Annotated in this window: 24 protein-coding genes; 5 read left to right on the top strand and 19 right to left on the bottom strand. The window is 63.8% G+C overall.

Translation table 11 applies throughout. The features are described from left to right. Window positions 1–204 precede the first annotated feature (204 nt). The 10 genes from CSW57_RS15770 to CSW57_RS15725 all read right to left on the bottom strand — a co-directional run bounded on the left by CSW57_RS15770 (window position 205) and on the right by CSW57_RS15725 (window position 10,870). Window positions 205–1,677: an MCE family protein gene (locus CSW57_RS15770; protein WP_099383671.1), complete on the bottom strand. Its 1,473-nt coding sequence runs from the start codon at window positions 1,675–1,677 to the stop codon at window positions 205–207. Beyond that, the gene (locus tag CSW57_RS15765) at window positions 1,674–2,969 is read right to left on the bottom strand and encodes an MCE family protein (protein WP_099383670.1); all 1,296 of its coding nucleotides are present in this window, start codon (window positions 2,967–2,969) and stop codon (window positions 1,674–1,676) included. The genes CSW57_RS15770 and CSW57_RS15765 overlap by 4 nt, the downstream gene beginning before the upstream one ends. After that, a complete protein-coding gene (locus tag CSW57_RS15760) occupies window positions 2,969–4,234 on the bottom strand; it encodes an MCE family protein (RefSeq protein ID WP_099383669.1) in 1,266 nt (421 codons plus the stop codon). Before CSW57_RS15760 ends, CSW57_RS15765 begins: the two co-directional genes overlap by 1 nt. After that, window positions 4,234–5,427: an MCE family protein gene (locus tag CSW57_RS15755; RefSeq protein ID WP_099383668.1), complete on the bottom strand. Its 1,194-nt coding sequence runs from the start codon at window positions 5,425–5,427 to the stop codon at window positions 4,234–4,236. The genes CSW57_RS15760 and CSW57_RS15755 overlap by 1 nt, the downstream gene beginning before the upstream one ends. After that, window positions 5,427–6,488, bottom strand: coding sequence for an MCE family protein (locus CSW57_RS15750; RefSeq protein ID WP_099383667.1), 1,062 nt, complete (start codon window positions 6,486–6,488; stop codon window positions 5,427–5,429). The genes CSW57_RS15755 and CSW57_RS15750 overlap by 1 nt, the downstream gene beginning before the upstream one ends. A gap of 47 nt (window positions 6,489–6,535) precedes the next feature. Then, window positions 6,536–7,714: an MCE family protein gene (locus tag CSW57_RS15745; RefSeq protein ID WP_099383666.1), complete on the bottom strand. Its 1,179-nt coding sequence runs from the start codon at window positions 7,712–7,714 to the stop codon at window positions 6,536–6,538. A gap of 2 nt (window positions 7,715–7,716) precedes the next feature. Next, a complete protein-coding gene (locus CSW57_RS15740; protein ID WP_099383665.1) occupies window positions 7,717–8,568 on the bottom strand; it encodes an MlaE family ABC transporter permease in 852 nt (283 codons plus the stop codon). Between the two features lie 5 nt (window positions 8,569–8,573). After that, window positions 8,574–9,338 carry an MlaE family ABC transporter permease gene (locus CSW57_RS15735; RefSeq protein WP_031333039.1) on the bottom strand — a complete coding sequence of 255 codons (765 nt, stop codon included), beginning with the start codon at window positions 9,336–9,338 and terminating at the stop codon, window positions 8,574–8,576. Between the two features lie 291 nt (window positions 9,339–9,629). Continuing rightward, window positions 9,630–10,520, bottom strand: coding sequence for a 3-oxoacyl-ACP reductase (locus tag CSW57_RS15730; protein WP_099383664.1), 891 nt, complete (start codon window positions 10,518–10,520; stop codon window positions 9,630–9,632). Between the two features lie 158 nt (window positions 10,521–10,678). Further along, the gene (locus CSW57_RS15725) at window positions 10,679–10,870 is read right to left on the bottom strand and encodes a ferredoxin (protein ID WP_030172694.1); all 192 of its coding nucleotides are present in this window, start codon (window positions 10,868–10,870) and stop codon (window positions 10,679–10,681) included. Between the two features lie 140 nt (window positions 10,871–11,010). On the opposite strand from CSW57_RS15725, the gene CSW57_RS15720 reads away from it, so the two are divergent. The 3 genes from CSW57_RS15720 to CSW57_RS15710 all read left to right on the top strand — a co-directional run bounded on the left by CSW57_RS15720 (window position 11,011) and on the right by CSW57_RS15710 (window position 15,013). Beyond that, window positions 11,011–12,198: an acyl-CoA dehydrogenase family protein gene (locus tag CSW57_RS15720; protein ID WP_099383663.1), complete on the top strand. Its 1,188-nt coding sequence runs from the start codon at window positions 11,011–11,013 to the stop codon at window positions 12,196–12,198. Between the two features lie 85 nt (window positions 12,199–12,283). Beyond that, window positions 12,284–13,417 (top strand): acyl-CoA dehydrogenase family protein, encoded by a 1,134-nt coding sequence (locus CSW57_RS15715; RefSeq protein WP_099383662.1) that lies wholly within the window; start codon window positions 12,284–12,286, stop codon window positions 13,415–13,417. Window positions 13,418–13,468: 51 nt separating this feature from the next. Continuing rightward, window positions 13,469–15,013, top strand: coding sequence for a long-chain-fatty-acid--CoA ligase (locus CSW57_RS15710; RefSeq protein ID WP_223249294.1), 1,545 nt, complete (start codon window positions 13,469–13,471; stop codon window positions 15,011–15,013). Window positions 15,014–15,071: 58 nt separating this feature from the next. On the opposite strand, the gene CSW57_RS15705 is transcribed toward CSW57_RS15710, so the two are convergent. The 5 genes from CSW57_RS15705 to CSW57_RS15685 all read right to left on the bottom strand — a co-directional run bounded on the left by CSW57_RS15705 (window position 15,072) and on the right by CSW57_RS15685 (window position 20,175). Beyond that, entirely contained in the window at window positions 15,072–15,941 is an 870-nt protein-coding gene (locus tag CSW57_RS15705) for an SDR family oxidoreductase (RefSeq protein ID WP_223249293.1), read from the bottom strand. 7 nt (window positions 15,942–15,948) lie between these two features. Beyond that, complete coding sequence (locus CSW57_RS15700; protein ID WP_099383660.1) at window positions 15,949–16,746, bottom strand: enoyl-CoA hydratase; 798 nt, start codon at window positions 16,744–16,746, stop codon at window positions 15,949–15,951. A gap of 143 nt (window positions 16,747–16,889) precedes the next feature. Continuing rightward, entirely contained in the window at window positions 16,890–17,312 is a 423-nt protein-coding gene (locus CSW57_RS15695) for a DUF1810 domain-containing protein (RefSeq protein WP_099383659.1), read from the bottom strand. Window positions 17,313–17,403: 91 nt separating this feature from the next. After that, a complete protein-coding gene (locus CSW57_RS15690; protein ID WP_099383658.1) occupies window positions 17,404–18,534 on the bottom strand; it encodes an NAD(P)H-dependent flavin oxidoreductase in 1,131 nt (376 codons plus the stop codon). Window positions 18,535–18,537: 3 nt separating this feature from the next. After that, on the bottom strand, window positions 18,538–20,175 hold the full coding sequence (locus CSW57_RS15685; RefSeq protein ID WP_099383657.1) for an acyl-CoA synthetase: 1,638 nt from the start codon (window positions 20,173–20,175) through the stop codon (window positions 18,538–18,540). A 102-nt stretch (window positions 20,176–20,277) separates the two neighbouring features. On the opposite strand from CSW57_RS15685, the gene CSW57_RS15680 reads away from it, so the two are divergent. Beyond that, window positions 20,278–21,072 carry a crotonase/enoyl-CoA hydratase family protein gene (locus tag CSW57_RS15680; protein WP_099383656.1) on the top strand — a complete coding sequence of 265 codons (795 nt, stop codon included), beginning with the start codon at window positions 20,278–20,280 and terminating at the stop codon, window positions 21,070–21,072. Here the strand turns inward: CSW57_RS15680 and CSW57_RS15675 are convergent. From CSW57_RS15675 to CSW57_RS15660, 4 genes are all read right to left on the bottom strand, one after another. Further along, complete coding sequence (locus tag CSW57_RS15675; RefSeq protein ID WP_189339288.1) at window positions 21,059–21,715, bottom strand: TetR/AcrR family transcriptional regulator; 657 nt, start codon at window positions 21,713–21,715, stop codon at window positions 21,059–21,061. The two genes, CSW57_RS15680 and CSW57_RS15675, sit on opposite strands and share 14 nt — an antisense overlap. Window positions 21,716–21,735: 20 nt before the next feature. After that, complete coding sequence (locus CSW57_RS15670) at window positions 21,736–22,392, bottom strand: TetR/AcrR family transcriptional regulator (RefSeq protein WP_189339287.1); 657 nt, start codon at window positions 22,390–22,392, stop codon at window positions 21,736–21,738. A 10-nt stretch (window positions 22,393–22,402) separates the two neighbouring features. Then, window positions 22,403–22,696, bottom strand: a complete 294-nt coding sequence (locus tag CSW57_RS15665; RefSeq protein ID WP_099383654.1) for a hypothetical protein — start codon at window positions 22,694–22,696, stop codon at window positions 22,403–22,405. 307 nt (window positions 22,697–23,003) lie between these two features. Then, complete coding sequence (locus CSW57_RS15660) at window positions 23,004–23,633, bottom strand: TetR/AcrR family transcriptional regulator (protein WP_099383653.1); 630 nt, start codon at window positions 23,631–23,633, stop codon at window positions 23,004–23,006. Between the two features lie 77 nt (window positions 23,634–23,710). Between CSW57_RS15660 and CSW57_RS15655 the strand changes: the two genes are divergently transcribed. Next, a complete protein-coding gene (locus CSW57_RS15655) occupies window positions 23,711–25,138 on the top strand; it encodes a cytochrome P450 (protein WP_099383652.1) in 1,428 nt (475 codons plus the stop codon). Window positions 25,139–25,295 lie beyond the last annotated feature (157 nt).

Raw genomic sequence — 25,295 nt, 5'->3', positions numbered from 1 at the left:
GCTTTGCCTCGTCTCCGGACCCGTTGGTCGAGCTCCGCTCCGCTTCGTCTCCGGAAACACTGGTCGAGCTCCGCTCCGCTTCGTCTCCGGACCCGTTGGTCGAACTCCGCTCCGCTTCGTCTCCGGACCCGTTGGTCGAGCTCCGCTCCGCTTCGTCTCCGGACCCGTTGGTCGAGCTCCGCTCCGCTTCGTCTCCGGGTCCCGTCACCTCACGGTTCCCGTGATCAGGCTCTGCCATTGGCTGTTGTCTTCCTGCGGTTGCGCCCCGGTACCCGTTGTACCGGTTCCACCACTCGTACCAGAATTGCTCTGGGTCGTCGCAGACCCGGTTCCGGCATTGTAGGTTTTTCCGTCGGGACCGATGTAGTCGCCGCTGACCGGGTCGTAGGTCGTGGCGTACACGGACGGGCTACCGTCGTCGGCGCCCGGTCCGGCATTGGTCAGGAACCCTTGCGGCACATCGATTCCCGGCAATCCGCGCGGCAGGGGCACATTCTCACCGATGGGAACGTAGCCGGTCCGGCACTCCTCCGGCGTCGACGCCCGCCGGCCGGGGATCTCCACACACGGGAAGTTACGGGTACCGCGCACACCGAGGTTGGAGTCCTGTGGCACCCGGCACAGCATTCCGGGGGGCAGATCACGGGGGGTCTGAGCCGATGCGTTGCGATCGGGGGTCATCGGCAGGTACCCCACCGTGCAGGTACCCGGATCCTGGAATCCCAGCGCAAAGTCGACGTTGGCGCCGTTACGGGCGTCTTCGGTGTTCAGCGCGGTGATGAGCGAGGCGATCAACCGAGGGTAGATCACCACGATCTGCCGGAGGTTCGGGTGGTAGATCGCAAGGGTGCGAGCAGTGGTGTTCAGGTTCGAGAACATCAGGGGCAGCGTCTGATTCATCGACGCAAACAGTTCCTGGGTCTGCTTTGCGACCCCCGGACCCTTCTGCAGGATATCCCGCAGTTGAGGGTCGTTGGCCCGCAGCTGATCTGTCACCTTGGCAAGATTCGCAGTCCAGGCGCGGATGTCGTCGACCGTCGCCGTCTGCGTCTCCAACAGCGGCGCCGCCTGCTCGATGAGCTTGACGATGGCATCCGAGTTCTTGTTCGCGTCACCCACGAGCAGGGCCATCGAGTCCAGCAGTCGCTGCAGGTCCTCACCCGTGCCGTTGAACGCGTTGAAGGCCTCGTCCATCACCCGGCGCAGCTGTGTGTCCTGGACACGTTCGAGCAGACCGTTGGCCTGGTCGAGCAGCGTACCGACCTCGACAGGGACCGTCCCGCCCTCGATCACGGCACCGTCCTGCAGATTGCCGGTCGACTCGATGCCTGGCTTCGGCATGAACTCGAGGTACTGCTCGCCGACGGCCGAGACACTGTGCACCGATGCCGTGGAGTTGTCGGGGATCTTGGTGTCCGAGTTGATCGAGAGTTTTGCTGTCACACCCTCTTCGGTCAAGGTCACCGACTGCACCTTGCCCACGTCGACCCCGCGGTAGCTGACGTTGCCGTTCTGGTAAAGACCGCCGGTACTGGGCAACTCCACCTCGATGTTGTATTCGCCGACGCCGACCATGCTGGGCACCCGAATGTAGAACACGGCGACGGCAATGATGGCCAAAGTCGTCACGATCGAGAAGATGATCAGCTGCATGCGGACAAACGGAGTGATCCTCATGGGCCCTCCTCCCCGGTTGGTGACTGATCGGCGACAGGCGCTTCCGGTTGGGGCGCAATCGGAAGTGTCGGACTCGTCTCAGGCGGAGCTTCGGCGAGAGGCCCGGTGAAGGGGTCGTCACCTCTGCCCGCGGCGCCGGCCGGCTTACCGAACATCCCTTCGGGACCGTAGAACTGGCTCGCGACACCAACACTCGCAAGGGCACCACGCTGCAACCTGCCGAATGTGAGGTCGAGGTTGATCACGGCGTTGAGATAGTCGCCGCGGACCACCTGCGGAATCGCAGACTCGGCAAACGGGAAGGTGAGCAGGATTCCCAGCGATTGAGTCAACGAGGGACCGGTGGACTGCAGTTGATCGAGCACCGGGACGAGGTTGCTGACAACCACCTGGATGTCCTCGGAGTTCGCCTTCAAGATGTCGTCCGTGGTGCGGCTCATCCGGCTCAGGGCCCCCAACGCATCGGTGAAGTTCACCCGTTGGTCGACGAGCAGCTTCAGGATCCGTGGACCGTCGGCCAGCGCCCGTTCGACCACCGGGGTCTGCTCGTTGATCTGGCCGGTGAGCCGATCCAGGCCTTCCATCGCCCGGATGATGTTCTCGCGCTGCACGTTCAGTTCGCCGACCAGCGTGTTCAGACGTGGCACCAGATCATGCAGCACGTCCTGCCGTCCGGCCATGGCGGTGTTGAGCTCGTGGACGATGTCACCGACCTGCGCAAGTCCGCCGCCGTTGAGGACCACCGACAGCGAGCTGAGAACCTGCTCGGTGGTCGGATACGTACACGCGGACACCTGCTGCGCCGAGTTGATGTCGGGGATGGGCTCGGCGTTGGTCGGCTGGGCGATGTTGGACTGCTCAGGGCAGTCCGCCGCCGGGATCTGGCCGCCGGGCGCGATGGTCCCCTTGTCGGCGTCCTCGGGCTGCACGATCTGCAGGTTCAACGACCCGAGCACGCTGGTGAGACCGACCATGACGTACGAGCCGACTGGGACCTGCGTGCCCTCGTTCAGCCGCAGCGTCAACTCTGCCTGCCAGTTCTTCACCTCGATCTTGCCGACACTGCCGACCGTCGCGTCGTTGATGAGCACAGGTGCGTTCTGAACCAGATTGGCCGCGTTCGGGATCAGCGCTTTCAGCTCATACGAGCCCGCGCCGGTCCCCTCGGCACCGGGCACCGGCAACGAGTTCAGCCCGTCGAACGAACACCCCGACGCCACCAGCGCCGAACTGACCACCACTGCCCCGAAAATGCTGCGCAGAGCCGACTTTCGTGATGAACCGGTACGCATCAGCCCTCACCCCCGAACGGGACGAGGAGTTGCGCGAGGCCGGGGTTGTCGTACTTCTTGCGCGTCTCGGCATCCTGATCGCGGATACTCTGCTGCGCCCTGGCCTTCACACTGGCGTTCTGGTACTGGATCTGGTCAGGTCTGGCGTCGACTCCGGTGACCGGATTGATCAGTGCTGGAGGGTAATTGACCGAGATCGACGCGAGAACCGGAGCCAGCACGTCGACACACTTCTCGACATCACCTTCCTGGCCGGGGCGGTCGTTCGCCTGAATCGTGCCACACAGCAAGTTGATCAGGTTGCCGCCCATGCCGAGACCGAAGATGCCCGACAGGGACCCTTGCAGGGGGTTGTAGATGTTGTAGAAGTTCGACAACTGGGTCGGTCCCGAGTGGAGCAGCCCCCTGATCTCTTCATCCTTCTGCGCCAGTACGTTGGTGGCGTCACCGAGCCGGGCGACCGAATCACTGAGGGTGGCCCCGTTGGTGTCGATGAAGGACTTGACGTCACTGAGTGCTGTGTCGAGATTGGTCAACGCACCGTTGAGACTCTCGGTGTTGTCGGCCAGCACCTGGCTGACCGATGCAATGCGACCGTTGAACTGCACCAGTTGTTCGTGACTCTGAGACAGCGCCTCGGTCAGCGCCTGCAGATTGCGAATCGTGTTGAACAGGTCGTCGCGGCCGTCCGCCAGGGTGCTGGTCACGTCCGAGAGCTGTTGCAGCGACTGACGAATGGCGGTGCCGTTGCCGTCGAGGTTCGCATCCGCCACATCGACTGCCCTGGCCACAGAACCCGGATCGGCTCCGTCTGGGCCCACGGCCTCGGTCAGCTTGGTCAATTCGGACTTGATGTCGTCCCACTCGACGGGCACGGCGGTGCGTTCCATCGGGATCGCGCCCCCGTCCTTCAACGCCGGACCACCCTCGTATACCGGGGTCAGTTGCACGAAACGACCCGACACCAGCGACTGCGCGACCACCAACGCCTCGGCGTCGGCCGGGATCGTCTGGTCGCGGTCGACTTTCAACTCCACCTTCACGTCGCCGTCGCGGGGGGTGATCTTCCCGACCGACCCGACGGTGACACCGAGAATCTTCACCGCGTCACCCTCGTACATCGAGTTCACGCTCGCGAAATAGGCAGTGTAGGTCTTGTACGCCACCTTCTGGAAGCCCACATAAACCACCACCAGCACGATCAGCACAGCCACCACGATGGCAATCGCCTGCCAGAATCGCCTGCTCAACCGTCCCATGCCCATCACCCGTTCGGTCCTGGGTAGCGGGGCGGCGGAGCCGGCGCGATCGTCGAGTTCGGGTCATTGGCCGCATCCGGTCGGGTCGAGATGACCGGCGGGATCGGGAACGCGAACTGGAAGGCGCGATAGGCCTCTGGGTACTTCTGCTGCATGATGTTCAAGAACACCTCGGTGTAGTCGCCGAAGGTCGGGATTCCGACGAGCGATGAGAAATACGGGCCGCTCGCCACCGCTTCGCCGAGTGTGTTGGCGTAGGGGCCGAGTTCGTCGAGGGTCTGCGCCAGCGTCTCCTGGTTGTCCTGCAGGATCGCCAAGACACCGTTCAGCTTCTCGAGCACCGGCTTGAGCTGGGCATTGTTGTCGTTGATGAACCCGCTGATCTGGGCGGTCACGTTCTCGGTACCGGAGATCAGTTGTCCGAGCGCGTACCGTCGGGCCTGCAACTCGCCCAGCAAAGCATTGGCATCGGTGAGCAGCGTGTTGATCTGGCCACTGCGTTTGGCGATGACGTCGGTGACAGACGATGCGCGACTGAGCAATTGGTCCAGCGACTCGTCGCGGTCGGCGATGGCCTTGGACAGGCGCGCGACACCATCGACAGCCGAACGGACCGATTGCGGGGTGTCGGAGAACGTGTCGGTCAACGTGTTCAGCGCGTCATTGAGTTGATCGGTATCGGTCTCGGCGATCGTGTCGGTTGCACCCTCGAGCGCGTCGGTCAGCGAGTAAGGCGCCACCGTGTTGCGACTACTGATCTCGTCGCCCGGCTTGAGCTGCCCGGTGCCATGCGGGATTAACGTGAGATTGCGCCTGCCCAAAACGGTTTCGGTCTTGATCGCAGCCTGGCTGTCCGCCCCCACCCGGACCGTGTCCCTCATGTTGAAGGTGACCTTGGCCTTCTTGCCGTCATCGGTGTCTGCAAGCGCGATGCCCTGGACGGCACCCACGTCGACACCGGAGACAACCACGATGTCACCGCTGGCCAGGCCGCCTGCGTCATCGAAGTACGCCGTGTACACACTGCCGTTCGCCAGGAAGGGCAACTTGTCCATCTGCAGCGCGACGATCACGACGAGAGCGGCGATGAGCACACCGATGAATCCGACACGAGCGCGGTCCGGTTCGCCACGCTTCTTGCGGCGGGCCTCATCCGCTTCGTCCGCGGTGGTCCGCTGACCCTTGAACAGCGCTGCCATCATTTCGGATCACACCTCCCACCCGGGTTCTGTTTCACACCGGTGGTGTCGATGTTGTTCCACACGATTTCCTGGCCGCCGGGAGCAGTGAAGATCAAGTTGACCTGGCACAGCCAGATCTGCAGCCACGCACCGTAACTGCCCAGATTCGACAGTGCCTTGAAGTCTCCCGGCAGTCGGCTGATCAACCCGCGGACGTAGGGCTCACCCTTGAGCACTTCGTCCGAGACCTCGCCGGTGGCCGTGATCAGAGACTTGAGGTCGGCGCGATTGGTGGCCAGCACGTCGTTGAGGTCGTTGGTGACCTCGGAGGCGTTTGTCACCGCCTCACCGATCACATTGCGTTGTGAATCCAGCCCGGAGATCAGCAACTGGAGTTGGTCGAGCGAACTGTCGAAGCCGGCGTTGTCGGCATCGATCGTGCCCAGCGTCGTGTTCAAGTTGTCGATCACCTCCCCGATCAATTGATCCCGATCGGCCAACGAGTCGGTGAATGTTGCTGTGTTGCGCAGCAACTCACTCAACGCGGGTCCCTGGCCCTGGAACACCTGGATGAGTGACGCGGAGAGTTCGTTCACCTCTTCGGGATTCAGGGTGCGGAAGAGAGGCTTGAACCCGCCGAGCAGTTTGTCGAGGTCCAGCGCCGGCTCGGTCTGACCGATCGGGATGGATCCGCCGTCACCGATCAGAGCCGAGGGATCCCCGGTACCTTCCTGTATCTCCAGAAAGCGGTCACCGGTGAGGTTCTCGTAGCGGATCAGCGCCCGGGCCGACTCCGGCAGGCGGTACTTCTCGTTCACATCGAACTCGACGACGGCCTCGTTGTCGGGGTTGAGGCCCACCGAGCCCACCTTGCCCACCTCGACCCCGGCGATGCGGACCTTGCTGCCTGGTTTGAGCTGTGAGGCACTGGTGAAGGTGGCCTTGTACCCGAAACTGGATCCACCCCGGTACTGGCTGAACACCACGACCAGCACAACGAAGATGAGCAGCATCACCACGGCGAAGCTACCCAGCTTGATGACGGTGGCGCGAAACGCACGCTCTCTCGAGACCGCCACCTCACACCTTCCTGTTCTGCTGGGTCATCGATGGAACCTCATATGTCTCAACCACGGGGCACCGGTCCGAACATGACCTGGAAGAGCTTGGTGGGATCGGCTTTCGGCGTCGTACGTGGCTGATACGGGAATGCCGCGTTGTCGCCGACGTAGAAGTCGGTGTGCGCCGCGGAATCCGGATCGCTCAAACCGTCCTGACAAGTCGGCGGGCCGTCCACGTTCACGCGGGGCAGATCCTCCGGGTACCGGTACGGTTCTTTGCCCGGCAGCAGTCCGGCGTTCAAGGCCACGTAACCGGTTTCGATGCCGAACACCGGGAGGGCCTTCTGCCCTGCTGCCGCGGTGGAGCTGATGAAGCAGGCCAAGCCGGGTGCCTGGTAGCCGAGCAGAGCCGCGGTGGGGTTCAGGTTGGACAGGGTGGAGATGATCGTCGCTTTCGACGGTGCGATCACCCCGTTGATCGTGTCTGCCATTCCGGTGACGTTCATCAGGAGTGCGTCGAGGTCGGACGACTTGTCCAGCAACGTGTTTCCGGTGAACGTGAAGTTCTCGACAACCTTGAGCAGATCAGGCATCACATCGGCGTAGACGTTGGTGAACTCGGCGCCGGCCTCGATGTCGCGGCTGAGGGCATCGAGGTGCGGGTTGGTCTTGCGGAGCAGATCGGAGAGGTCGGCGAATCCTTGGCCGATTTCTTCACCCCGGCCGGACAGCGCAGTGTCGATCGCCCCGATGGTGGCGTTCAGCTTCTCCGGCTGCACCTCGGCGAGCACGTCGACCAGTCGCTGGTAGATGGTGTTCAGTTCCACCACGACGTGGTCGGTTTCGATCGTCGAGCCACCGGAGAGCCGCGCCTTGGACGGATCCTCGGGCATCTCGAGGTTGACCGACTTCGCACCGAATACCGTGTTGGACTTGATGTCCGCGTGAACGTTCGCCGGGATGTACTTCAGCTGGTCGGGGTTCATGTTCAGCTTCAGCGTCACGCCGTCTGCTGTTTCACTGATGTCACCCACCCGGCCGACCACCACGCCGCGAAGCCGCACCTTGGCGTCGGGGTTCATGACCAGGCCGGCACGATCAGAGGTCAACGTCACCGGAACTGTCGAGGAGAAGCTGCCCAGGAACTGGAGACCGGCCAGCGCACAGACGGCGATCAGCGCCACCACCATGGAGGTGGCCGCGAGCTTCTTGGCCCATTGGGGTCGTTCGATTCTCTGTGACATGGCTACCCCGAAAGGTTGAACTTTCCGTCGACGCCGTAGATCGCCAGTGACGTCAGCAACGTGATGACCACGACGACGACGAGTGAGGCGCGCACCGCGTTACCGACCGCGATGCCGACCCCGACCGGTCCGCCGGAGGCGTTGAAGCCGTAGTAGGTGTGAATCATCATGACGGCCACGGCCATACAGATCGCCTGCACAAACGACCAGAGGATGTCGGTGGATATGAGGAATGTCGAGAAGTAATGGTCGTAGACGCCCGAGGACTGCCCGTACAAGAAGACCGTTGCGAATCGGCTTGCCAGGAACGAGGCCACCGACGCCAGTGAGTACAGCGGGATGATCGCGATCAGTCCGGCGACGATGCGCGTACTGACCAGATACGGGATGGATGCGATGGACATCGCCTCGAGGGCATCGATCTCTTCGCTGACCCGCATGGCGCCGAGCTGGGCCGTGGCACCGGCCCCGATCGTGGCGGCCAGACCGATACCGGCGATGACCGGGACGGCGATACGGACGTTGATGAACGCGGAGAAGAATCCGGTCAGGGCTTCGACACCGATGTTCGACAGCGAGCTGTAGCCCTGCACCGCGATGGTTCCGCCGGTGAACAGGGTGAGGAATCCGACCACGACAACGGTGCCGCCGATCATCGCGAGAGCGCCTGAACCCATGCTGATCTCGGCGATCAGCCGGAGCGTCTCCTTCTTGTAGCCGCGGACGGCACGGGGGATGCTGATCAGGCTGTCCCAGTAGAAGAACGCCTGGTCGCCGATCCGGTCCCAACCACCGCTGGCTCGTTTGAACGCCACGCGAGTTGAGCGTAGTCGGACGGTTTCCGGAAGAATCATCGCTGCTACCCTGCCGTCGCTTTGAGGCCCACGGCGGTGACGACCACGTTCACCACGAACAACGCCATGAATGAATAGACCACGGTTTCGTTGACCGCGTCGCCGACACCCTTGGCGCCACCGGCAACGTGCAGACCGCGGTAACAGCCGACGAGTCCGGCCGCGAGTCCGAAGAGCGCCGCCTTCACCATCGAGATCATCAGTTCCGGAAAACCGGTGAGCAGAGTGAGGTTCGCGATGAACGCACCCGGGTTCACGTCCTGGAGGTACACCGAGAAGACGAATCCACCGCCGATGCCGATGGTGCACACCAGGCTGTTGAGCAGGATGGCGACCATCGTGGAGGCGATCACGCGGGGAACGACGAGGCGGTGGATCGGGTCGATGCCCAGAACCTGGAGCGCGTCGATCTCTTCGCGGATCGTTCGGGCTCCGAGGTCGGCGCAGATGGCCGTGGCGCCGGCGCCTGCCACGATCAGCACGGTGACGATCGGGCCGATCTGGGTGATGGTGCCCAGTGCCGCGCCCGCGCCGGAGAGGTCCTGTGCGCCGAGCTCGCGAAGCAAGATGTTGAGGGTGAAACTCACCAGAACGGTGAACGGTATCGCCACGAGGACAGTGGGGACCATCGACACCCGGGCGATCGCCCACGACTGTTCGATCGTCTCGCGCCACTGGAACGGCGGGCGGAAGAGTTCACGTGCCGCACTGACGCTCATCGCCACGAAATCGCCCACGCTCTCGAACGGGACAGCCAGTCTACGGTTCACCAACTCTCCTTTAACTGCGGCAAAGACCTGGATCGAACGAGGCTGCTCGATCATAACGTGTTCTAGTTCTGATGTGGAGGAATCGTCAGACTGTCAATTAGGAAGTTTTCCCCTTCGAAGCCATCCCCGACGCCTTCGTTTTATAACACGTTCCACCGGTCCGATCCGTGAGGGATTACTGCAGTTCCAGGTGGTTCGTCGCGAACTTATCACATGTCCAGTTGCTCGAATCGGCTAATTCGAAGCGTTCACAGGGAGTGTCGAAACCCCCGGTCAACAAGGTTTGCGGCGCTAACCGAACAGCGCTTTGCCGGCCGAGAACGTGGCGTCCGGATCGCGTCCGACGAAGTACTCGGACATTGTCTTGGACAGATCCGATCGGTCCCAGGCGTCGCCGCCCGCCTCGAACGTCCGCTCCACCGTGGGCGCCGCCATCAGGGTGACCTTCGGACCGTAGACGACGAACACCTGACCGTTGACCCCATCGGAGTCCGGACCGGCAAGGTACTGCACGAGGGTGACCACGTGGTCGGTGGACAGAGGATCGACGGTGCCGTCGGGCGCCTCACCGAAGGTGCCCTCGGTCATGGCCGTGCGGGCACGGGGGCAGATGGCGTTGGAACGCACACCATAGGCGGACAGCCCGCGCGCGGCCGTCAAGGTCAGCGAGGTGATACCGGCTTTTGCCGCACCGTAATTGGCCTGTCCGACAGGGCCGGTCAGTCCGGCTTCGCTCGAGGTGTTGATCAGCCGGCCGAACACCGGCTCGCCGGCCTTCTTGGACTGGGCGCGCCAGTACGCGCCTGCGTTGCGGCTCATCAGGAAGTGTCCGCGAAGGTGCACGCGGATCACCAGGTCCCAGTCGTCGTCGGTCATGTTGAACAACATCTTGTCCCGTACGAGGCCGGCGTTGTTCATCACGACGTGCAGGCCACCGTGTTCCTCGGTGGCGACCCGCATGATCTCGGTGGTCGTCGCAGAATCCGAGATGTCGCCGGTGACAGGCACTCCCACCCCGCCGGCGGCCTTGATCTCGTCGAGCACGTCGCTCTTGTCCAGGGCGCCGGCGAGGTCGTTCACGATCACCGTGGCGCCGAGTGCACCGAGGCCGATCGCCTCGGCGCGACCCAGGCCCGCACCAGCTCCGGTCACAACGGCTACGCGACCATCCAGATCACTCACGAACGTCCTCCATCTCGGCGTTGCTGCGCGGGGCCGCACTCAGGCCGCGGTTCCCGGCTACGTCTGCTCGCAAATGTAGAACGTGTTCTCACTCCGTGCCAAATGTTTGAAGATATTCACAGGTTGCGAGCGATCCGACGCACGCCCGCAACCGCCGGTCATTCCTCGATCGACAGAGCCGACTTGGGGCAACTGCCGACCACCTGGCGCATTTCCTCGCGCCGCTCTTCGGGAACGTCCTCCTGAAGAATCACCAGGTAGTCGTCGTCGTCGAGATCGAAAACGTCCGGCGCCATCCCCACGCACACACCGTTGGACTCGCAGAGATCGAAATCGGCTTTGATCTTCATGAGATGAGTTTCCTTCCATCGCCTGGCCACGGTGGCCACTTGTTGACGGGCAGCCAACTTACAGGTTAGAACGTGTTACAGAAGAGCGCGACCGGATTGGCCCGGTCGGCTCCCACGCGCACCCGAACCTTGGAGCACCGATGCGTATTGCCTACACCGACCAGCAACAGGAACTTCGGCGCGAACTCCGGGCGTACTTCTCCAAGTTGATCACGCCGGAGCGACGAGCGGCACTCTCATCGACGTCTGGCGAGTTCGGTGAGGGCAATGTCTATCGCGAGGTCGTCAGCGAGATGGGGCGCGACGGCTGGCTGGCTCTGGGCTGGCCCAAAGAGTACGGCGGCCAGGACCGTTCGATGATGGATCAGCTGATCTTCACCGACGAGGCGGCGATCGCCGGTGCGCCGGTGCCATTCCTGACCATCAACTCCGTGGCACCGACGATCATGCACTTCGGCACCGAGGAGCAGAAGGCGAAGTACTTGCCGCCGATCGCTTCGGGCGACGTGCACTTCTCCATCGGCTACTCCGAACCAGGCGCAGGCACCGATCTCGCGTCGCTGCGCACCACCGCCGTCCGGGACGGCGGTGACTTCGTCATCAACGGCCAGAAGATGTGGACCAGCCTCATCCAATACGCCGACTACATCTGGCTGGCCTGCCGTACCGATCCGGAGGCCAAGAAGCACAAGGGCATCTCGATGCTCATCGTCCCGACCGACGTCGAAGGTTTCTCCTATACACCTGTGCACACCATGTCCGGTGTGGACACCAGCGCCACCTACTACGAGAACGTCCGGGTACCCGCCGACGCCCTGGTGGGTGAACTCAACGGCGGTTGGCCGCTGGTCACCAACCAGCTCAACAACGAACGGGTGTCACTCTGTAGCGCCGCACCGATCCAGACCGCCTTGCGCGAGACGGTCGAATGGGCGCAGAACACCAAAGATGCTCGCGGCCAGCGGGTCATCGACAACGAGTGGGTGCAGATGAATCTCGCCAAGGTGCACGCCAAGGTGGAGTTCCTCAAGCTGATCAACTGGAACATCGCCTCCGAGGCCACCGGGGGCGGATCACCGTCGCCCGCAGACGCCTCGGCCACCAAGGTCTTCGGCACCGAGTTCGCCACGGAGGCCTACCGTTTGCTGATGGAGGTCCTGGGGCCTTCGGCGACACTGCGTCAGGGCAGCGCAGGCACACATCTGCGTGGTCGACTCGAACGTTTCCACCGCTCATCGCTGATCCTGACCTTCGGCGGCGGCACCAACGAGATCCAGCGCGACATCATCGCGATGCTCGCCCTCGGCCAGCCCCCCGCCCGCCGCTGACCGGTCCGGATCGCCACCGAACCGACCCTGGCAGGCACCACTTCCGGCGGCGCCACCGTCTCCCCGAGGAATCAGGAAGCACACCATGGATTTTCATCGCAGTGAACAGACCACCGATCTCGCCGGGCTCACCCGCGACATCGCCAAAAAGCTGGTGACCACCGACCGGCTCGTCCAACTGCAGGGTGACACCTCGGCTGGGGCCACCACGGTTGCCTTCGACCGAGAGTTGTGGTCGCAGCTGGCGTCTTCCGGGCTACTCGGGGTCGAACTGGCCGAAGAGGTCGGTGGCGCGGGGCTCACCATCGTCGACAACGTGGCGGTTGCCGAGGAGCTCGGCAGAGTTCTGGCCCCGGTTCCGTTTGGTCCGATTGCAATCGCCGCGATTCCCGCCATCGCCGAGTTCGGGACCGACGCCCTCAAGCAGCAGTGGTTGTCGGATCTGGTGTCGGGTCAGAAGCTGATCACCGTGGCGCTCGACGAGGATCTCGCCGACGACCCACTCGAGCCGGTCGCCACGGCCACCGCCGAGGGCGACGATTGGATTCTTCGAGGGCTCAAGGTGAATGTGCCGTACGCCGAGGTCGCCGATGCCGTGGTGGTCAACGCTCAGGGCCCCGATGGGGTTTCGGTGTTCGTGATTGATGCCACGACCCCGGGCGTCACCATCACACCCACCCCGTCCACCGGGTTGACGCCCAGCGCCGCAGTGGAACTCGACGGGGTCCGGGTCGACCGCTCCCGCGTGCTCGGATCCGCCGGCACCGCTGCGGTCGCCTTTCTCCGCGACCGGATGACTCTGGCCCTGTGCGCCGAGCAAACCGGGGTGCTCGAACGGGCTCTGGAACTCACGGCAGACTACGGTCGCGAGCGCGAACAGTTCGGCCGGGCGATCGGGTCGTTCCAGGCTGTCGCGCAGCGGCTCGCCGACGCCTACATCGACGTCCGTGGACTCAAGCTGACCACCCTGCAAGCCGCCTGGATGGTGTCCGAACATCTGGAAGCGGGCAAAGAGCTTGCCACGGCCAAGTTCTGGGCCGCCGATGCCGGCCACCGGGTGGCACACACCGCTGTCCACGTGCACGGTGGCGTCGGGATCGATGTCGATCACCCGCTGCACCGCTACTTCCTGCACGCCAAGCAGAACGAGTTCGCGCTTGGATCGGCGCCTGTCCAATTGCGGCGCATCGGCGCGGCTCTGGCCGCCGAACCCGCCTGAGACCCGAGACGCCCTATGACAATGGCAGATGGTCCCGGCACGGTAGGGGAAATGCTGGCGCCGCTCGCGAACGTGGACGATGCGGGGCTGTACTTCGAGAACGAATTCATCAGTTGGCGTGACCATCTGCGCCTGTCTGCGGCAAGGGCGGCCGCGCTCGACGGGTTGCTCGAACAGGGCAAGCCGCGGCATGTTGCGCTCCTGCTCGAGAACATCCCCGAGTTCAGCTATCTGCTCGCGGCCGCCGTGATGGGCGAGATCGTGATCGTGGGCCTGAACCCCACCCGACGCGGCGCCGCGCTGGCCGGGGACATCGACACCGCGGACTGTCAGGTTGTCATCGTCGAGGACGCGACCGCGGGCCTGCTGGCCGATGTCGATCTGGACGGAGTTCACGTTCTGGACGTCGACTCCCCGCAATGGTCCCGGCTGCTCGAGCCCCACGTCGATGCCCCCGTGACGTTCAGCGACTGCGACCCCGACACAGTGCTCATGCTCATCTTCACCTCGGGGACCAGCGGGGATCCCAAAGCGGTGCAGTGCAGTCATCGCAAGTTCGCCGTCGGCGGCTCCATGCTGTCCTCCAGGTTCGGACTGGGACCAAAAGACGTTGCCTATCTGTCCATGCCGATGTTCCATTCGAACGCGATCATCGCCGGGTGGATGGTCGCGGTGGCGGGCGGATCGTCGATTGCCCTGCGCCGAAGGTTCTCGGCCAGTGCGTTTCTGGATGACATCCGCCGCTTCGGCGCGACCTACGCGAACTATGTGGGCAAACCACTGTCGTACGTCCTGGCAACCGCACCGCGTCCGGACGACAAAGAGAACCCACTCCGAATCCTGTACGGCAACGAGGCGTCGCCTGCTGACATCACTGCGGTGACAGAGCGTTTCGACGTCACGGTGATCGACGGGTTCGGTTCCACCGAGGGTGGGGTCTCGATCACCCGTACCCCCGACACTCCGCCCGAGGCGCTCGGTCCCCTGGTCCCGCCCACCGAGGTTCGTCACCCGGACACAGGCACGGTATGCGAGACAGCACGATTCGGTGAGCACGGTGAGCTGTTGAACCCGGACGAAGCCGTCGGAGAGATCGTCAACAGCGCGGGAGGCGGACTGTTCACCGGCTATTACCGAAACCCCGACGCCGACGCCGAACGCATGCGCGACGGCATCTATCACACCGGCGACCTCGGTTACGTCGACGACCGAGGATACGTGTATTTCGCAGGGCGACTCGGTGATTGGGTCCGCGTGGACGGCGAGAACATGGGTACCGGCCCGATCGAACGGGTGCTGCTACGCCACGAATCGATCGCCATGGCCGCCGTGTACGGCGTACGGGCCGACGTCGGTGACGAACTCGCGGCGGCGCTGGTGGCGCCGGGACTCACGGCCGACCAGTTGACCGGTTTTCTGGCCACACAGTCAGACCTCGGTCCCAAGCAGTGGCCCACCCGCGTTCGGTTGGTCGACGACCTTCCCCGCACCGACACCTTCAAGATCCTCAAGCGCACGTTGGCCTCCGACGATGCGCCCCCCACCTGGGTACGCGACGGCCGTGATCTCAAGTACATCGCCGCCAACCCCCGATAGTGGTGGGTTCGGGTGAGCATTCGCCCAGGTGGGCCTCACCCGAAGCCACCATCATCGGCTAGCTACGGGTGACCCGCTCGAGGTACTTGGATCGCTTGTCCTGGTCGTAGGCCATGAACATGGAATCGAATCCGAAGCGTCGACCGTAGATGTTCTTGAGGAACCGCGGGGTCACCATCCACCCCAGGGTCGCCATGCTCTGCCTCGGGATCACCACGCGGTCGCGGTTGGTCTCGATGCTCTGGACAATCTGCGCCGCAACGTCATCGGGCTCGATGGGCGGCATCAGTGCGGTGGTCTGCAACCCGTCGATGAGGCCGGTCTTGGTGAAGTTCGGCATCACCGTGAGCACCCGGACGCCTTGCGTGCTCAGTTCCCCGTCGAGGGCCTCGGAGAACGCGATGACGCCGGCCTTGGCGGCGCTGTAGATGCTGAGTCCGGGCAGCGGCACCAATCCGGCAACCGACGCCACGTTGACGATCTGGCCGTGTCCGCGCTCGACCATCCGCCGCGCCGCGAGTCGGCTACCGCGAACAACGGCGAGCAGATCGATCTCGAAGTTGCGCTTGATCAATGAGTCCGAGAATTCCAGAAACGGACCGGTCGGCATGATGCCGGCGTTGTTGATCAGCACGTCGAACCGGCCGAACTCCTTGTCGACCCGGTCGAGGAATGCGGAAAACGACTCGTCGCTGGTGACGTCGAGCGGGTAACCCTCGCAGCCGAGATTTGCCGCCGCCTTGCCGACGACTTCCTCGTCGATGTCACCCAGGACGACCTTGGCCCCGCGTTCCTGCAGCAGTTCTGCCGTGGCGAGACCGATTCCCCGGCCACCGCCCGTGATCACGACAACCTTGTCGCGCAACGTGATCGCGCGACCGGTTCGACCGCGTTTCACCGACACCATTCGCTGGATGGGACTGCCCATGATCTCCTCAATTCATCTGCTGACGGCCGCGACTCATCACCTGGTCGCGTGCCGCGGCCACCTGGGCCGGGTCGAAACTTGCCATCCACGCCGTCGAGTTGTGTTCCTCGGTGGCCAGCTGGGCGTCTAGTTCGTGCTGCTGCGCTTCGCGATACGACGAGAGAAGCGCCGACACCGCACGCTGGTTGTTGTTGCCGATGTCTGCCGCGAGCGACAACGCGGACGACATCAGGTCTTCGTGTGGGACCACCTCGGTGACCAGACCGACCCGCAGGGCCGTCGGTGCGTCGACGAAGTTGCCGCTCAGGCTCATTCGGCGGGCGAAGCCCCAGCCCACCGCGGCGGGCAGCCGAGCAGTCAGGCCCCAGGCGGGCATCATCCCGACCCGGGCATGCGTGTCGGCGAACCTGGCACGCTCGGAGGCGACGAGGATGTCGCACGCAAGTGCGAGTTCGAGGCCTCCGGTGACGGTGGCACCGTTGATCGCGCCGATGACGGGTTTGCGTAGCGGTATCCACGGAAATCCCAGTGGCACGCCAGGAACGTTGACCTCGTCCCAGCCGCCCTCGGTACCGAGCATCCGGAGATCGACACCGGCACAGAACGCCGGGTCGGCACCGGTGAGCACCACCGCGTGCACAGAATCGTCGGCGTCTGCGTCGGCAAGTGCTTCACGGAGTGCGACGATCAACGTCCCGGTCAGCGCATTGCGCGCGTCAGGCCGGTTCAGTGTGATCAGCGCCGTGGCGCCGGACTCGGTCTCGACGCGCTCGGAGAGCACCAGCGGTGAATCCTGTGCAGCCATGGTTGTGCCTCCTGCGCCGACGACTCCCGGAACTCGGTGAGCCGATGGCTGGAACCATATCTGATCACACCCGTCCCCAGAAATGGGTCGGCGTCCTCACCCCCATTCCAGGTCGCGCTTCGGCTCACATGCGCGGGTCAGTCTCAGCCCAGCAGCTCGAGGGTGCGGGTATCGGGTTCCCCACCGAAGTACTTGTGCAGGACAGCCGTGAAGACGTCGTTGGTACCGCTGGCCTGAGCGAACAGGGTCATGGACGAACGCAGTTTCAGGTTGTCCGGGTGGCCGAAGATCTCCTCGGCAGACCGCCCGTCGATGTCGGCGACCAACTGGGTGCACTCGTACAGACGCGGTCCGAGCACCTCGTCCGCGAGATATGCCCGCGCCTCGCGCAGATCGGCGATGGCGTAGTGCTTTGCCGTGGAACTGTGCGCGAGCCCGTCGATCTGCGGGAAGACAAACCACATCCAGTGTGTGCGTTTTCGCCCCGACCGCAATTCCTCGACCACCTGGTCGTAGACGGGCTCCTGGGCTTCGATGAAACGGCTCAGATCGGCGTCACGGGTCATGGACTCACCTCTCGTCGGATGTCGAAGGGGCGACTCTCGCTCCATGACATGGATGCGCGAATCGCCCCTTCGGCAAACGTCTGCGGTTCGGTCAGTGGCGGGCCTTCTCCAGACGATCGACGGCGGCGTCGTACTCGTCGACGAGGCCCTTGATCAGTTCTTCGGTCGGGGTGATGGCATTCATCCGGCCGACGATCTGACCCGCGGGCATGGCGACGACACCGGGGTCGTCGGCACCCGAGATCCGGGCGTGTGCCTCGGCCACCAAGATGTTCTGCAGCGGCATGGGCAGCGGCTCGGGCGCGTTCTCGGCATCCCAGGCGTCGGTCCACTTCGTCTTGAGCAGTCGGGCGGGCTTGCCCGAGTAGATGCGGCGGCGCACGGTGTCGCGTGACGTCGCGTTCAGGATCGCCTGCTGGATCACCGACGGCCCGGCGCCCCGCACGCCGAGCTGGTACTCCGCGGCGGTCAACCAGTAGGTGCCCATCCACACCCCGGTGGCGCCCATGGCCAGCGCGGCAGCGATCTGACGACCGCTGCCGACCCCTCCGGCTGCCAACACGTGCGCCGCATCCCCTACGGCGTCAACGATTTCTGGCCACAACACCATGGACGTCACCTCACCGGTGTGACCGCCCGCCTCGTGCCCCTGCGCGATCACCAGGTCGACCCCGGCCGAGACATGGCGCAGCGCATGCTCTTTGGCGCCGGCGAGCGCGGCGACTTTCACCCCGTGGGAGTGCACGTTCGAGATGACATCCTCGGGCGGCGACCCCAGGGCATTGGCGATGAGCTTGATCTGCCCGTACTTGTCGGCATGGGTCATCGCGACATCGACGTGCGAACGCGCCACCGAATGCAGCCAGCCCAGAACGCCTGCACTCACCCGGTCACCGTCTGGCAACGGCGGCACTCCGAGATCGTCGAGAGTGCGCTCGACGAATGCACGATGCTCCGGCGGGATCATGGAATCCAGGTCGACCTGCGACCCCTCGGTGGGGATCTTCGCCGGCATCACCACATCTACGCCGAACGGTTTGCCGTCGGTGTTCTCGCGCATCCAGTCCAGGGTGGCGTCGAGCTCGTCCGCCTCGTTGAACCGGACGCAACCGAGCACGCCCATTCCGCCGGCCCGGCTGATCGCAGCGGCGACATGCTCCGACGGTGTGAAACCGAAGATCGGGTATTCGATCCCGAACTCGTCTGACAGGGAGGTACGCACCGGTTAGGCCTTTCGTGAAGAAGTGGAGAGGTTTTCGTCGGCAGGCCGCGACTCGGTGATCTCGGTTCCCCACCGGTAGTTCGGCTTTCCGGCGGGCGACCGCTTGATCTCGTCGACGAACCACACCGAGCGCGGGCATTTGTACCCGGCGATGTCCTGGCGGGCGATCTTGTTGATGTCTTCGAGCGACGGGCGGACGCCGTCGCGGGTGGCCACCACCGCGGCGACCCGCTGCCCGTACCGTTCGTCGGGCACACCGACCACAACGGTGTCGAAGACGTCAGGGTGGGCTTTGAGGGCCGATTCGACCTCTTCTGGGTGGATCTTCTCGCCACCGGAGTTGATGCACACCGACCCGCGGCCGAGCATCGTCACGGTGCCGTCGTCCTCCACCCGGGCCTGGTCACCCGGAATGGAGTACCGGACACCGTCGTAGACCTTGAATGTCTTGTCCGATTTCACCGGATCGTTGTAGTACCGCAGCGGGATGTGCCCGGTTCGGGCCAGGATGCCGATCTCGCCACTGCCGGGTTCGATGATCGAACCATCCTCGCGCAGAACAACTGTCGACAGGTCGGCCTTGACGCGCGGACCGCCGCCGCTGTGGGAGGTCTCCTTGGAGATGATCCCCATCCCCGAGAACCCGGTCTCCGACGATCCGATCGCGTCGATGATGATCGCATTCGGGAACTTGTCGATGAACTGATCCTTGACCGATGCCGAGAACAACGCGGCCGACGATGCCACCGACACCACCGAGCTGAGGTCGTAGTCCTTCTCGCCGAGCGCGTCGATCATGGGGCGTCCCATGGCATCTCCGGTGATGAAAATGACGTTGACCTTGTGGCGTTCGACGATCTCCCACGTCTGGTGTGCCCCGAACTCCGGATAGACGATTGCCTTGCCGCCACCGAACAGCGCCTGGAACACGGCCCATTGGGAGCCACCGTGGATGAAGGGCGGGATCGGGAATCGGACGAGCTGCCCACCTTCGGCACCCGTCTTCGCGAAGTGCCACTCGTCGTTGATGGGTTCACCGGTGTACCAGTCGATCCCGCCCCCGAGTACCCGGAACACATCCTCCTGGCGCCAGACGACGCCTTTGGGGTTGCCGGTGGTTCCGCCGGTGTAGAGCATGTAGATGTCGTCGTCCGACCGCGCCTCGAAGTCGCGCTCGGTTCCGCCGTCGGCAACCGCCTTCTCATAGGGCAGCCCGTCGACGGCGGAGATGTCGAGATCTGACCCGTCTTCGATGACGATTACGGCCCGCAGCTTCGGCGCCTTCGACAACACGTTCGCCACCTTGTCGACGTACTGGCGCTCGACGATGAGCACCTTGGTGTCGGAGTCGGTGAGGATGTGTTCGAGTTCGCTCTCGACGTACCGGAAGTTGACGTTGACCATCACGGCCCTCGCCTTGAAGATCGCGACCATCGACTCGACGGCCTCGATACCGTTTCTGCTGTACAGGCCCACCGACTCGCCGGGCGCCACCCCCAGCGCCCGAAGGGTGTGCGCCAGCCCGTTGGCCCGCTGTTCCAGTTCTGTGTAGGTCTCGCTGCGGCCGTCGGTCTCGAGAGCCACGCGGTCGCCCATCAGGTCGACGGCATGCTCGATCAGGTCGGCGATGTTGTAAGCCATACCCCCAAAACTAGAACGTGTTACCGTTCGGTGGCAAGGCCGGGGCGAGATCCGCATCACACGGCCTTCGTCACGTCGTCATGCCATCGTTCAGGAGCCCAGATGTCTGATTCCGCCCCCCACTGTCTCGTCGAGAAGCGCGATCACACGTTGATCGTCACGATGAACAGGCCCGAAGTCCGCAACGCCCTGTCGGGCGACATGTTGGCCATCATGGGAGAGGCCTGGGACCAGGCCGATGAGGACAACGAGATCCGCACCGTGATCCTGACCGGCGCGGGTGGCTACTTCTGTGCCGGCGCCGACCTGAAGAACATGAACAAGTCCGCTCCCGGTGACTCATTCAAGAGCGGCGGCTTCAATCCGAACATGCTCGACTCCCTCCTCAAGGGCCGCAGGGTGACCAAGCCCGTCATCGCAGCCGTCGAGGGCCCCGCGATCGCCGGTGGCACCGAGATCCTGCAGGGCACCGACATCCGGGTTGCCGGCGAGCGCGCGAAGTTCGGTGTGTCCGAGGCCAAATGGGGCCTGTACCCCCTCGGCGGCAGTGCAGTCCGCCTGGTCCGGCAGATTCCGTACACCGTTGCCGCCGAGATACTGCTCACCGGCCGGCACATCACCGCCCAGGAAGCGCTCGACTACGGACTGATCGGCCACGTGGTGCCGGACGGCACCGCACTCGACAAAGCTCTCGACATCGCCGCGCAGATCGCCGCGAACGGGCCGCTCGCCGTGCAGGCGATCCTCAAGGCCATTCGCGACACCGAGGGCATGCACGAGAAGGACGCGTTCAAGATCGACGCCGAACTCGGCGTCAAGGTGTTCATGAGCAAAGACGCCAAGATCGGACCGAAAGCGTTCGCGGAGAAGCGAATCCCCGAGTTCACCGGCCAGTAGCGATACCTGCCGCGGTGGTCGCGTCCAGTCCGTTCAACCCGTAACAGACGAACTCGACCACCGTCGCGGCGGTGGCATCGATGTCGACCACCGCACTGTTGTCCAAGATGATCGGCAGAACCGCGCCCATCAGGCACGACAGCACCGCTTCGCCTGCGATGTCGATGTCGAGTCCGTCCCGGAGATAGCCGTCCTCGATGCCGTGGCGGATGTACTGCCCACACAGATGCCCCAGTTGGGCGTAGCTGCCTGCCAATGTCTCCATCGCGGCCGCGTCGATACCCGGGGCCTCCATGGCGAGGAACGTCAAGACGTGCGGGCGCTCGAGCGCATATTCGAGCAGGCGTCCGACCAGCTCACCGAGCCCGGTGATGAACTCTTCGCGCGTGCGCGGACGCGGACGGTGCAACTCGGCCACCGCGACCATCTCGGCGAGTTCGCGTGACAGCAATGCATCGAGGGCGTCGCGCTTGTTGTCGAAGTAGTTGTAGAAAGTGCCGTGGCTGCAACCGATCCGGGCAACTATCTCGGCGACTCCGACATCGCTGTATCCCCGCTCGACGAACGTGTCCAGTGCCGCGTCCAGCAGTTGGATCCGACGCTTCCGGGTGCGTCGGGTATCCGAGCGCACCGTAGGCTGCACCACTGTTTCATCCAGCCTTTCTATCGTTTCAGTATTCCGTGCAGCGCAATTTCGGCTGCGCCGTCGACGTACCGGCCGCGTTGTGCCACATCGATGCCGCGCCGCAGCGACATCACGACGCCGGGAAGCGACATCATCATCAGCATCCGGGCGACCACCGGCTTCTGAGCCGTGGACAACACCAGCCATCCGTGCTCGATCGCCTGTGTGAGCGATTGCAGTACAACGGCATTCAGCATTCCCTCGAGGCCTACAACCCTGGCCTTGAGTTCCTTGTCGATGGCGCTGGCCTGCACCCCGATCAGCCTCAGCATCGCGGGATCTTCGTCGATGAGGTCGTACAGACGGTCGGCGATGATCTGGAACCGTCGGAGCAGCTCGGTCGGAGAGGTCGGCTCGTCCTGGAGCATCGAGTACGGATCCACCGAGTGGAACAATCGCTCGACCGCCCAATCGAACACGTGGTCCAACAGTTCACGTTTGCTGCTCACGTACCGATAGACGGTGCCCTGACCGATACCTGCTTCCTGCGCGATCTCGGCGATACTCGTGCCCTCGTAGCCACGCTCGGTCAACACCCGAAAAGCAGCTTCGATGATCTGGGTACGCCGCTGATCCGCCAGGCCTTCGACCTTGGGGCGCCCTCTGGATCTACGTACTGGAGCGTCGGCGTTCATGGATGTGCGTTCAGGCCCGCACGACTCGACTGCCGAGGAATCCGACATATGCAGCCAACCCGACCAAACCGTAAACGCGGGACCGGCTGTCGGAGATGGCGAGGCCGATCAACGTCTCGCTTGCACCATTCGCGTAAATCCATTCACGCGTGTTCTCGGGAAAGGCCGGCTTTGTGATCGATTCGAAAGCCTGGGGAACGACAAAGTGCGCCAACCCGGTGCCGGCGATTCCCAGACCGATCAACTTCGGTAGCACCGACGTCGTGGTCTTTCCGGTTTTGTAGGCGGTTTTTGCCGTCACCACCGCCGGGCTCTTAGAAGCAACGGCCGCAACCACATGCGCCGCCTTCGACTTCTTGCTCCGCTGATTTTCAACAATTTTCAATTGCCGCACCTTTCGTCGCGATCACAGTATCTAAGCCTCTCTATCGCTCACCGGAGACGTGGCGCTACACACATGTACTTTTGTGCCTCAAATACGCTTCCGTTGATCGGTAACCGGACGTCGAACCACAAAATGCCCGGTCAGAAAAATACGCGATGTCGGTGCGTCACTCCGATTTCGGTCGACCGGCATTCAGCTTCTGGAGAAACAACGCGAGGCCGTTGCGTCATGCCCCGTTGATGTCGAGCAGCTGTGCCATCGCGCCGGCGCGAGCATGGTCGGGCAGGCCGGCCAGGGCACCGAGGAGGGCGTGCTCGGCCATCTGCCGGACATCGCCGACGGAGATGTCCTCACTCGCCAGCCATGCGTGACACGCGGTCCTCAGCATCACCAGCCAGCTGTGCACGGCGATGCGCAGGAGCTCCGGGTGGTCGCGTCCGGGATCGATCACGGCCAGTATTCGGTCCTCCTGTGCCCTGGTCGCTTTCTCGATCAGCGCGATCACCGCGGGATCCGAACTCGCCGCCCCCGAATAGATCGCCTGGGAGCCATGCCGATTGGCTCGGCAACTCGCCAGATAGGCGTCGATCCCGTGGCGGAGTTGCTCCAGGAGCGGCAGCTGCGGATCGGGTGCTGTGTCGGCAAGCATCCGCTCGGTGGCGCGTCGCACCAGCTCGGCGAAGAAGGCACGCTTGGTCGGGAAATAGTGGTAGAGCAACCCGCGGGAGACCCCCGCCAGCTCCGCGACCCGTTCGATGTGGACGTCGTCGTAGTGCTGCTCGGCAAACAACTCGGCGCCGAGATCGAGTAGCTGGGCACGCCGCTGTTGCGGCGACATCCGCGTTCTCACACCCATGCAGCCGAATACTACTTGACACGGGTTCAATAGCGGACCACCATGGCTATTGGATCTCGATTCAATAGGGGGCGGACATGGTGACCAGCACCGATCTCGGCACGCTGAACGATTTGGTGGGGCCCAACACGTGGGCAGATCAATTCCCGCATCCCCCGGGCCGGCTGCCCGTGGTCGGGGATCTTCGTTCGGTCGACCCCGAGGGTCCCGTCGTCAGCATGCTCGACTGGCCCGCGGGTGTGTGGCCGATCGCGCAGTTCCGGGTCTTCCGCCACCGCTTCGTCATGATCGGGTCCGCCGAACTCACCAGGGAACTGTGCGACGAATCCCGGTTCGAGAAGGTACTCACGCCGGCAATCGCAGCGCTTCGAGATTTCGCCGGCGACGGATTGTTCACGGCGACAACCGATGAGCCCAGCTGGCGTCTGGCACACGACCTCCTGATGCCCGCATTCAGCAAGACCGCCATGCAGAATTACCACCCGCTGATGGTGTCGGCCATCGACGAACTCTTCGACTTCTGGGAAGGTCGCGGCGACATCATCGACGTTGCCCCGGACATGACCCGCCTGACGCTCGAAACGATCAGCCGCGCCGCATTCGGCAAAGACCTCGGCTCATTCGAACGCGAAACGCCTCACGACTTCGTGTTGGCCATGGTCGCCGGCCTCAAGACCGGCAGGCGCACGGGCGGGTTGTCGGGGCTACCGGGATCCAAACCGATTGTCTCGCTGCTCCATCGGGCGAACGCACGGCACAAACGTTACGTCGACTCCATGCTCGACGACCTGATCGCCGAACGCCGCAGCCGCGCCGACGAAGGCGAGGTAGATCTCCTGGCGATCATGTTGCGTGCCAACCGCGATCGAGGCGAGGCCGCACTCGACGACGAGAACATCCGCCACCAGATCGTCACATTCTTGGTCGCGGGCCACGAAACCACCTCAGGAACATTGTCTTTCGCGCTGCACTACCTGGCCCGAGATCGCGAGCTTCTCGAGCGTGCACAGGCCGAGGTCGACGAGATCCTCGGCGACAGCGAAGCCGCACCCCAGTTCCAGCAGGTCGCGAAGTTCCGGTTCGTCCGGCGGGTGGTCGACGAAGCCTTGCGATTGTGGCCGACGGCTCCGGGGTTCACCCGCGGGCCGATCGAGCCGACGGTTGTCGGCGGCCGGTACGAGATGTCGCCCGGGGACTGGGCCGTGGTCCACCTGCCCAAGGTCCATCGCGACCCCGAGGTCTGGACCGACCCGCTGGGTTTCGACCCCGACAGGTTCGCCGCCTCCGAGGTCAAGAAGCGTCCCGCCCACTCCTACAAGCCGTTCGGCACCGGCGAACGTGCCTGCATCGGAAGGCAATTCGCCCTCCACGAGTCGGTTCTGATGCTCGCGCGATTCATCGCACGATACGACTTCGAACCCGCCGACCCCGACTACGAGTTGTCGATCACCGAGCGCCTCACTCTCATGCCCGACGGTTTACGCCTGCGTATCCGTCGTCGCTGACGCCCCATTTCATCCTCGCGCACCGTTTGGATCCTCGCGCACCGGTTCAAACCAGTGCGCAGTACACGAGACCGTGCGAGAGCGATCTCCACAGCCACCGGGTTATCCACAGAAGGTGGCGTTGAGGAGCACCCCGGTCCACCGCGGCACGTCACGC

It is taken from the genome of Williamsia muralis (assembly GCF_002735905.1).
GTDB classification, from domain to species: Bacteria; Actinomycetota; Actinomycetes; order Mycobacteriales; family Mycobacteriaceae; genus Williamsia; species Williamsia muralis_A.
This window is presented reverse-complemented; position numbering and strand designations above follow the sequence as displayed.

What these genes read in the sequence shown, in the direction of transcription:
- CSW57_RS15770 (WP_099383671.1), bottom strand. Translation starts at nt 1,677, where the DNA reads ATGAGGATCACTCCGTTTGTCCGCATGCAGCTGATCATCTTCTCGATC.
- CSW57_RS15765 (WP_099383670.1), bottom strand. Translation starts at nt 2,969, where the DNA reads ATGCGTACCGGTTCATCACGAAAGTCGGCTCTGCGCAGCATTTTCGGG.
- CSW57_RS15760 (WP_099383669.1), bottom strand. Translation starts at nt 4,234, where the DNA reads ATGGGCATGGGACGGTTGAGCAGGCGATTCTGGCAGGCGATTGCCATC.
- CSW57_RS15755 (WP_099383668.1), bottom strand. Translation starts at nt 5,427, where the DNA reads ATGGCAGCGCTGTTCAAGGGTCAGCGGACCACCGCGGACGAAGCGGAT.
- CSW57_RS15745 (WP_099383666.1), bottom strand. Translation starts at nt 7,714, where the DNA reads ATGTCACAGAGAATCGAACGACCCCAATGGGCCAAGAAGCTCGCGGCC.
- CSW57_RS15740 (WP_099383665.1), bottom strand. Translation starts at nt 8,568, where the DNA reads ATGATTCTTCCGGAAACCGTCCGACTACGCTCAACTCGCGTGGCGTTC.
- CSW57_RS15725 (WP_030172694.1), bottom strand. Translation starts at nt 10,870, where the DNA reads ATGAAGATCAAAGCCGATTTCGATCTCTGCGAGTCCAACGGTGTGTGC.
- CSW57_RS15720 (WP_099383663.1), top strand. Translation starts at nt 11,011, where the DNA reads ATGCGTATTGCCTACACCGACCAGCAACAGGAACTTCGGCGCGAACTC.
- CSW57_RS15715 (WP_099383662.1), top strand. Translation starts at nt 12,284, where the DNA reads ATGGATTTTCATCGCAGTGAACAGACCACCGATCTCGCCGGGCTCACC.
- CSW57_RS15710 (WP_223249294.1), top strand. Translation starts at nt 13,469, where the DNA reads ATGCTGGCGCCGCTCGCGAACGTGGACGATGCGGGGCTGTACTTCGAG.
- CSW57_RS15705 (WP_223249293.1), bottom strand. Translation starts at nt 15,941, where the DNA reads ATGGGCAGTCCCATCCAGCGAATGGTGTCGGTGAAACGCGGTCGAACC.
- CSW57_RS15700 (WP_099383660.1), bottom strand. Translation starts at nt 16,746, where the DNA reads ATGGCTGCACAGGATTCACCGCTGGTGCTCTCCGAGCGCGTCGAGACC.
- CSW57_RS15695 (WP_099383659.1), bottom strand. Translation starts at nt 17,312, where the DNA reads ATGACCCGTGACGCCGATCTGAGCCGTTTCATCGAAGCCCAGGAGCCC.
- CSW57_RS15685 (WP_099383657.1), bottom strand. Translation starts at nt 20,175, where the DNA reads ATGGCTTACAACATCGCCGACCTGATCGAGCATGCCGTCGACCTGATG.
- CSW57_RS15680 (WP_099383656.1), top strand. Translation starts at nt 20,278, where the DNA reads ATGTCTGATTCCGCCCCCCACTGTCTCGTCGAGAAGCGCGATCACACG.
- CSW57_RS15670 (WP_189339287.1), bottom strand. Translation starts at nt 22,392, where the DNA reads ATGAACGCCGACGCTCCAGTACGTAGATCCAGAGGGCGCCCCAAGGTC.
- CSW57_RS15660 (WP_099383653.1), bottom strand. Translation starts at nt 23,633, where the DNA reads ATGGGTGTGAGAACGCGGATGTCGCCGCAACAGCGGCGTGCCCAGCTA.
- CSW57_RS15655 (WP_099383652.1), top strand. Translation starts at nt 23,711, where the DNA reads ATGGTGACCAGCACCGATCTCGGCACGCTGAACGATTTGGTGGGGCCC.